General features: G+C 38.2%; 5 protein-coding genes. All 5 read right to left on the reverse strand.

What is annotated here, in order from left to right; all coding sequences use genetic code 11:
• Positions 1-163: 163 nt before the first annotated feature.
• Positions 164-445 (reverse strand): hypothetical protein, encoded by a 282-nt coding sequence (locus HMPREF3168_RS02475; protein ID WP_246825671.1) that lies wholly within the window; start codon positions 443-445, stop codon positions 164-166.
• Between the two features lie 121 nt (positions 446-566).
• On the reverse strand, positions 567-1,076 hold the full coding sequence (locus HMPREF3168_RS02480) for a DUF4357 domain-containing protein (RefSeq protein ID WP_168161984.1): 510 nt from the start codon (positions 1,074-1,076) through the stop codon (positions 567-569).
• Entirely contained in the window at positions 1,069-3,183 is a 2,115-nt protein-coding gene (brxL, locus tag HMPREF3168_RS02485) for a protease Lon-related BREX system protein BrxL (protein ID WP_070488344.1), read from the reverse strand. Before brxL ends, HMPREF3168_RS02480 begins: the two co-directional genes overlap by 8 nt.
• A gap of 14 nt (positions 3,184-3,197) precedes the next feature.
• Positions 3,198-5,783, reverse strand: a complete 2,586-nt coding sequence (pglZ, locus tag HMPREF3168_RS02490; protein WP_070488346.1) for a BREX-1 system phosphatase PglZ type A — start codon at positions 5,781-5,783, stop codon at positions 3,198-3,200.
• Between the two features lie 12 nt (positions 5,784-5,795).
• Positions 5,796-8,014, reverse strand: a 2,219-nt coding sequence (gene pglX, locus HMPREF3168_RS02495; protein WP_148129877.1) for a BREX-1 system adenine-specific DNA-methyltransferase PglX, incomplete at its 5' end; no start/stop codon positions are given.

Consider the following 8,014-nt stretch of genomic DNA (forward strand, 5'->3'; position numbering starts at 1 on the left):
GCTCTCGTTCGATGACATCTTCCCGTTCCTTTCGCAATTATTCAGAGATACTTACGGCTTTGATAGCTTGACGAGCTTCTGGAGTTGAACAAGGACAAAATAAATCCCAGCACCTTGATTGGAGTTGGGATTCTTAGGAAGTTTGCTTTAGCTATATTCTGGATTATTCTTGATCTTCAGAACAGTTGTCACGCAGGTATTCGCGGTCATCTTTATCAAGGCCTTGGCCGGTCGAAAGCTCTTGGTAAATTTTATTTTCTGCCTCGTTTACCGGACGGTCTTCAACGATGTTGTCCTTCCGGCAAACTTGCACAGCTTGGTTTGAGAAATAGTCTGAGTACTGCATCACGCCTTTGGGATTTGCAGCAGTTGGCACTCTTTTGGCATAGAGATGGATGGCGATGGATGGCTCTGCCGAACAAGATACCCATTTTTTCTCTAACATCGTCTTGAACTTCATCCACGACAAAAGCAGCATTCTTCGTCTTAATAAGCTTTAATGCCATTGTATTTCCTCAATTCTATCACACACGAACAGCACCCTGTTTTCTTACTCTAATATACCATTAACCGAATCTATCTTTGATTGTCATTCCATCGGGGTAGAGCCACTTGACTTTACCATTTACTGAAGCGCCAAGAATGCATCCCGCTGCAGATGAGGGACTATTGAATTCAACATCTTGCGTAAATTTGCCATTTACAACCTGCTTCAGATTAAGTAGCTCAGCTCTTCGCTCTTTTAAAAAGCCCTGGCAAGACTTAGTCTCTTCTGAACAGAATGTAGATCCCTTAAGTACCACAAAACTTCCGTCATCTTTGAGATAACCTTTGGCTTGAGCTTTCTTGCCAGCAAGATGAAGCAAAGTAGGCTCGTTTGCACTATATGTTCCAGAGGATGGAGCAACTGAGTGTGGATTTGAGGATTGGGCCGACATTGATTTTTTGACTGGCCCAAATACTTTGTATCCTAATGTTGGCATAATTAGCTTAATGTTTTCAACTGCATACATTAAACTATCGATAACTTCTGGCCGAATCTGAGATTGGGTGGGAGTATTACCGTTGCTATTCAACCCCGAGCGCTTTAAATACAGCATCTTCAGCACTCTGATAAAAGATTAGGCTAAAACTGCTCATCAAATCAGCTGGTACAGTTGCAAGATCAACTGCAGAAGTTTGCGGCAATAGAATCTTTTTTGCACCGCTATCCTGACAAACTTGGAGCGTGCTTGCCAGATCGTCAACCTTCATTATAGTTCCGCTAATGCTGATGTCTCCTAATACGGCTAGGGAACTCTGAACAGGCTTCTGCAATGCAATTGAACACAGAGCTATCAAGGTTGACAACGCTAATGTATGGGTCATACCCAATCCTTGAAGATCTTGATAATTTACGATGTAATCCTTAACATTCGTGCTGATTGATGAACTGATATGCTTACCGTTAGCTTTTAAGTAGTTATAAGCCGTGTCAACTGCCTCCTTACAATCACGGTCACTACCAAGTCCGGTGCGGTTAAACTTACCATTTCCAGGCAACATCTGTGATTCCAATCGAAAGACCCCAATCATGCCGCTTTTTCCTCTAGAAATGGTGTAAACCTGGCCAGGATTAGTAAGGCCTTCAGGAATCATTTTACCTCCACCTTGCTCTGGAACAGAAACATAGTGCTCATCAAAAGTTTCCTCATCAATGTAAGAAAAATTCACATCGTAAAATTCCATACCACCAAGCTTCTTAAGCTGTTCCTTAACACGGCGACGCATCTCAAGAGAAACGGTCAAGATTTCACTCAGTTCTTCTTTTGTAAAATCGCCATCCGGATAGAGCAGCTTTATGTAGCCGTCTACCATCTTTCGTACAGAAATAGTATCACGTTGGTTAAGATTTCGTCCTAAACGGAAGTATTTTTCTATCGAGTCACCAAATTGTTCCTTCCGCTGCTCACGCCAAACTTCCGAAAGATAGTCAGAGATAAAACCATAATCATTGGTGAAATGCTCCGGCCTAAATTTTGGCACTTCCCAGCCAGGATTATAGCAGTGAATTCGATCAAGGAATGCAGTATCTGTGCCCATTTCTGGTGGGAATGGATCAAATAAGCTAGACGTTTTCAGCAACACATCAACACTTTGATTAATATTGCCTACAAAAACCATTGATGCTGATGCAGACTTTTCTTCTTTACCGCGGGCAAAAGATCCAGAAGCCATATAGTCTTTCATGATTTGTACACCATCGCGGTCTTTGAACTTTATTCCAGCAACCTCATCAAAAGCTACAATATCCCAAAGTCCAACCAAGCCCATTGACCGGCGTCCCATGTTGTAAAACAGATTGGCAACTGTAGTCTGACCACCTGACACCAAAATACTGTTAGGTGAGATTTCCTTATAAATATGTGACTTACCAGTACTTCTCGGACCTAATTCGACCAAGTTGAAGTTATTAACAACAAAAGGTAACATACGTGTCAATAACAGCCACTTTTCTCGATATTTCAGTGTATCTGGTTCCATCCCTGTTGAACGAAGCAGTACATCCATCCATTCTTCTTTAGTGAAGTTCTTGCGGCCTTCTCGATATTCATTTAAATCGACATGTGGCATCTGAATTGGTTGTAACTTACGGATACTGATGATAGCTTCGTCTTTCTTACTTGGCCTTTTAGATCTGTTGGCAGAAGCAGCAAATCCCACTTCTGCCTCAGCTTCCTCTTCTTCAGAGTTGTATTCCAGTTGCACCATACACCAAATGCCGCCAGCCAGTAGACGGTCAAACTTTTCCGGATATTCATCGCTAATAGGGACCTTAGACAATCCAAGATTGGAAAAAGTAGCCTCGTAGTAGTCGTATTTCAGATTAAGCTGAACTGTCACTTGATCAATAATCGTCATCATACCATGCTGCCGCAAACGTGAGAGAACTTTCTCTGCTTCATCCGGTCTAACATAATTATCAGCAAGGATGTTTTTTGCTTTTTCAACGCCCTTTTTGATTATTTCTGGATCATCACTACTACAATACTGACCAAGCAGAAACTCCAAGACATAGGTTGGGACGTTGGCACCTTCCTTAATCTTTTTGGTAAGATCTTTTCTAACTATCTTTCCATCAAAGTTATCCCTTAACTTCTGTTTAATCACATCACGGCTTGGATGTTCCTCTTCACTACTCATCTTCTTCCCTCTTCCTAGAAGTCAAAACCATCCATCGACATTGGAATATTGATACGGAATTCTATTCTGACTGGAGCTTGTAGTCCACTTTCATCTTTAATTACCAAGTAATATGGTTTCAAACTGTCATATGCTTGATCTTTAAGTGAGAAGAGTAATCTAAACTGACGCTCTTTAATGTCTTCATTCGATTTGTCCGCAATAATCTGTTGGACATCACTAACCATTTCTTTATTGAAATCTTCAAAGTAAATAGAGTAAGTCACTGCTGTACGGTTAGCTGAGACTGCATCTTTCTGGTAGAAATTCATATTGAAGATCTTATTTCTCAACTCACGAGACGTATCTAAAAGTCCTAATTCTACCGGTTTGGTGTCATACTTTTCCTGGTTTCTGAGATATTCCTTTGTGTCACTTCTAACATGGTGGAATTCGACAACTGGAACAACCATTTCTTGTAAAGAAGTACCACCATGAACGAAGTTCATCCCGCTACCACTCTTCTTGATGCGGATAGTTTCTGGTGCAGTATAGCCTTGAACGTCACGACATGTATAGTACATCGATACCGGTTTCAAAAAGCTCGAATCTATTTCTCCAGACTTTGCTTGAATTGCATAGCGGTTACCGATTTCTAATGTATAGCTGTTGTCCAGATCGTGAGAAATTTTAGTACGTTCATTTGGATCACTGTAGGTATATAGGAAACCGTGGTCACTTGTGAAATAAATATTCGTACCTGAAAATTCATTGATGATCATTTTAGCTATATTCTTCAAATCAGTAAGTGTATCATCAACCGCGGCAGGCATTGCCGACTTATCGTGATGGCTGCGCTTATCAATTTGATCATGGTAAATATAAACTACTTTCATTCCTTTTACCAAACTTGAGCGCTTATCACGAGTTAGATCCCTAATGTCGTCGTATTTTAGAACACAGCTATCCGGATTTGCAGCTTTTAGAATCATTTCCCGATTGGACGCATCAGAAGATTGACCATCAACCATAACTCTAAGTCCCGCAGCAGTTTTTTCTGGATAAATCTCCTTGTTTGGAAGTAATGCCGCCATACCAAACTTGGTTACAGTAGGAAAAATGCCTTGAACGCCATGAATGGCAACTTGACTACGGGTTTCTTGTTGCAGTTGTTCAACGAGTTCTGCAGCAACTTCATACCGCATAGCATCTGAAATAACAACGAATACCCGATTAGTAGAAGACTCAACATAGTTTTGATAAAAAGAACGTTGCTGTTCAACTTTCAAAATATGCCCATAATTTTCAAGCTCATCTTCGCTCATCTTACTCCAGTTATCACTTAACTCTTTAAGGAACCAGTTGGTATAAATACCTTCTACTTTAGCTGTTAACTGCTTGATTTTATCATCCAATTTCATATTTGGATTCCGCAAGCACGCTTGATAACTATCATGATAATGACGATAGTAAGTATCCATATGATAGTAATCTTCAGTATATTCTTTCCAGATTACTTCTGGTTCTGTCGTATGGAAACCTATGTTATGCTGTGCCTTAAATCGCAACATCTTAGCGGTCTGAGCAACACAACCATAGTAACTTGATACCTTATCATACCAAGCGCTAGTTTGACGAAGTTCGACAAGCTTCTCAAGTTTATCTGGATCAGCCAAATCTAAGCTAATATTGTCAACAATCTTCTCTATAATGATCTCATTAACACATGGAAAGACTGTAGTTTCAAGTAAATCTGTTAGCGGTACTTTGAGGAAACGATTAACCAATTGATATCTATCCTCTACTCCCCGTGCAGCTTGATACAAACTTTCATCATCTTCTCTAAGCCATTCAAACACGAAGTCATAGCAGAATGAGTTATTTGAAACAGAGTAATCAAGTCCTTCCAAGTATCTTTCTGACATAAATTTTGAGGCTGCTGAAAAAAGAATATGTGCAACTAAGTTCTCTAATGAAAAGTTCATCTCTTGGAAGCCAGTCCTGGAAGCTACCATCAAAATAAAGTCCGGTTCAAGTTGATATTTTATCAACGCTTGATATGCAGTATTTTGCTCTAAATCCAGTCCCCCATCTATAACAGCTTGAATTATTTCTGAAGGCTGGGCTGTTTTTGCACCAATTACAGCAGCCATTATTGTTAGAATCAGAGTATTTTGTGAAGTTGGTGTTGAAAAGCGTTTAAATTTAGCTCGACGATCTTTAGCATTAAAAAATTTACGATACTTTTTAACCTTTTGTCTTAAAGAGCTGTATTTTGATAACCCTAATTCTTTCATCCAAATAGAAATAAGGTCTGCTCTAAAGCTTTCGCTATACAGCTTCACGTCAAGAAGCCAATCATCATCCGGTGTAGGAACCATGATAGGACAATATACTAGGAAATTTGTATCTGGTTTATCTCTAGTAAGTAATTTCTTGGCTTCAAAGTTATTTGACCCAGTTAAGACCAACAATTCAACATCATTGATATGGATCTGATCTAACTTATCCGCAAAATCCCTATCTTCGTCATACCAAAAGATAATTCTACGACTGTAAAATTCTTGCAGCGGCATAGAAAACCTCTGGTTTAATTCAGTTATTACCTGCTCTATGTCCACTGTTACTCTCCTTTATTTAATCTTTGCTAGTACATCTTTAAACAGAGCATAGTTGTGCTTGACACCATCGTCAAGATCGATGTCAATCATCTGATCAGCCAAGTGGTGAAGTTTCTCTTCAAAAATTCTAGTTTCCTCAGCTTGATCCTTCAATTTCTTAAGTCGTTTGTTCAATCTAACTTTTTCTGATCCATTTGCAGAAACCAACTGTCTCTCGATATCTTCTATCGCAGTTTGATAGCGTGCCTGTTGTGGGTGAACATAATCTGTCCGGATTCGTGCAAGTGTATCTGGAGTATAGCGATGCATATAGATTAAGCACTTGAAACCATTCTTTTTGCCTGAATCGAAAAGCCAGTAAATTGGTCGCTTACCAGAGCCAGTAACTGAATACGTTTGGCAGTGATCCTTGTAGAAATCGTTCAAGAAATAATTGCGGATGACCTCACGGGGAGTGGATCCCTTGTTTCCAAGGGCATCGGCAATAAATTTTAGATTTTCTTCTAACGTGTCAGTTCCATAAACAACCTCAACAAATTTGACGAAGCGATCAACAATGTCGTCTTCAAAGTAGTCATCATCAGTGATTGGTAAGATATTGTCTTCATCAGCAGGGTATGTTTTGTATTGAGATGGATCCCATTCTCCACCTGCATAGATAAGTCCTTCTTTATCGAGAGAGTATCGACCGAATATACAGCCAACTATATATGAAACAAATGCTTGAATATCTCTCGTCTTATTTGCTACTCTAACGGTAATTTCCTTGTTGCTCTCTAATGAAGAAACTTCGTCTTGCAGATCAAAGCCTTTTAAAATTATTTCGTTTATTTTTTCTTCATTTGTCTTTAGCTCATTAAATCTCTGATCACATTCTCTCCTCCATTTATCAAAAACATATTCTACTTTATTTTCTTTTCCCTTTAATCTAATTAACGGATTTCCTAAAAAACCCCAAGAAGTTTCAAATTCATCCCAATCCTCTTTCGAAATGCGAACGTTTTCTTTACTTAGTGTCTGCAAAGTATAGTTATCACTATTTACTGTGATTGGTATTTCAGAAACATGTCCTGCTTCACAATTCATAGTTGGTGAAATAATCTCTAAAATTTTTCTTGCATATGTAGAATTTAATAATGCTAATAGATAATATGTATATTCTGAATTTTTTGGAAACAGGCTTAAGCCTCCAACATCAAACATTGATCCTGTTGGAATCAATCGAAATGAATTAAATTTTGAAGAAATCTTGCTCCATGAGATAGACTGAAAAAACATATACTTGTAGCTTCTAGGAACAAGGTGACCATATTCTTTGATTTCTTTACCGTTATTTTCCCAATTAATCAAATAATAGTTGTTACCGTACCATCTTCTAAACTCTCCACCTTTGTTATAAGGAAACCACTTTTTCATATGTTCGTTTGATTTTTCAATATTTAATATTGAAAAATCAATTTTTCCAAAAGACACTTCAAACCATAATCTTAAGAATCGATTATTATCTCCCGTAGTAAAGCCATTAACCGCATTTCCGATAGAACCAACATGTGGATTTTTAAACGTATTTAACATTTTTGGACTGATCCAATAAGCAATTGGCAATCCCGGTATTCTCGAAAATTCTGAACTATCTTTTTTAAAACAGTATTTATTAGAACGTTCTTTTATTGTTTGTAGTAAAGCTTGCTTTTGTTTCTTTTCACCATCCACCTCAACTAATCTAATAAAAGTACTGATTAAATGTTTTAGATTATAATTTAGTTTAACAAAAGTTGTAGTTTGAACAACTTCTCCTCCAATTTCATCAAAAGCTCTAGCACCCAGATGCACCATATTGACTGTCGCTTTCTTTTGAAGCACATTACGCAACTTTTCAAAGCTCGATAAAAACATCCAAGATTGTTGCGTTATCATCCCATACAATCCATCTTTTTTACTTAAATTGCCACATACCTCAATAAATACAGCGAACATGTCTGCTTTACTATCTGGAAAGTGCTTCTTCACGTAGCTACTGAGCTTCTTATCCATGCCTGAAGAACCCATGTATGGTGGATTTGTGACAACAACATCATATTGTTGACTTAATGCTTGACCTACTTTCAATATTGGTATTAGCTCATTTTGGATGAGTTCATCGTAGATTGAATCAGATGAAGATAATTCATCGTAAATTACTCTCCAATTTTGTTGTTTAGTTTGGTTCAGTATAAAAACTTGTGTAAATG

This window comes from Lactobacillus sp. HMSC08B12, assembly GCF_001808415.1.
Taxonomy (GTDB): Bacteria; Bacillota; Bacilli; order Lactobacillales; family Lactobacillaceae; genus Lactobacillus; species Lactobacillus delbrueckii.

Excerpts from the sequence above, each read along its gene's own strand:
- HMPREF3168_RS02475 (WP_246825671.1), bottom strand. The coding sequence starts at position 445 with ATGTTAGAGAAAAAATGGGTATCTTGTTCGGCAGAGCCATCCATCGCC.
- brxL (WP_070488344.1), bottom strand. The coding sequence starts at position 3,183 with ATGAGTAGTGAAGAGGAACATCCAAGCCGTGATGTGATTAAACAGAAG.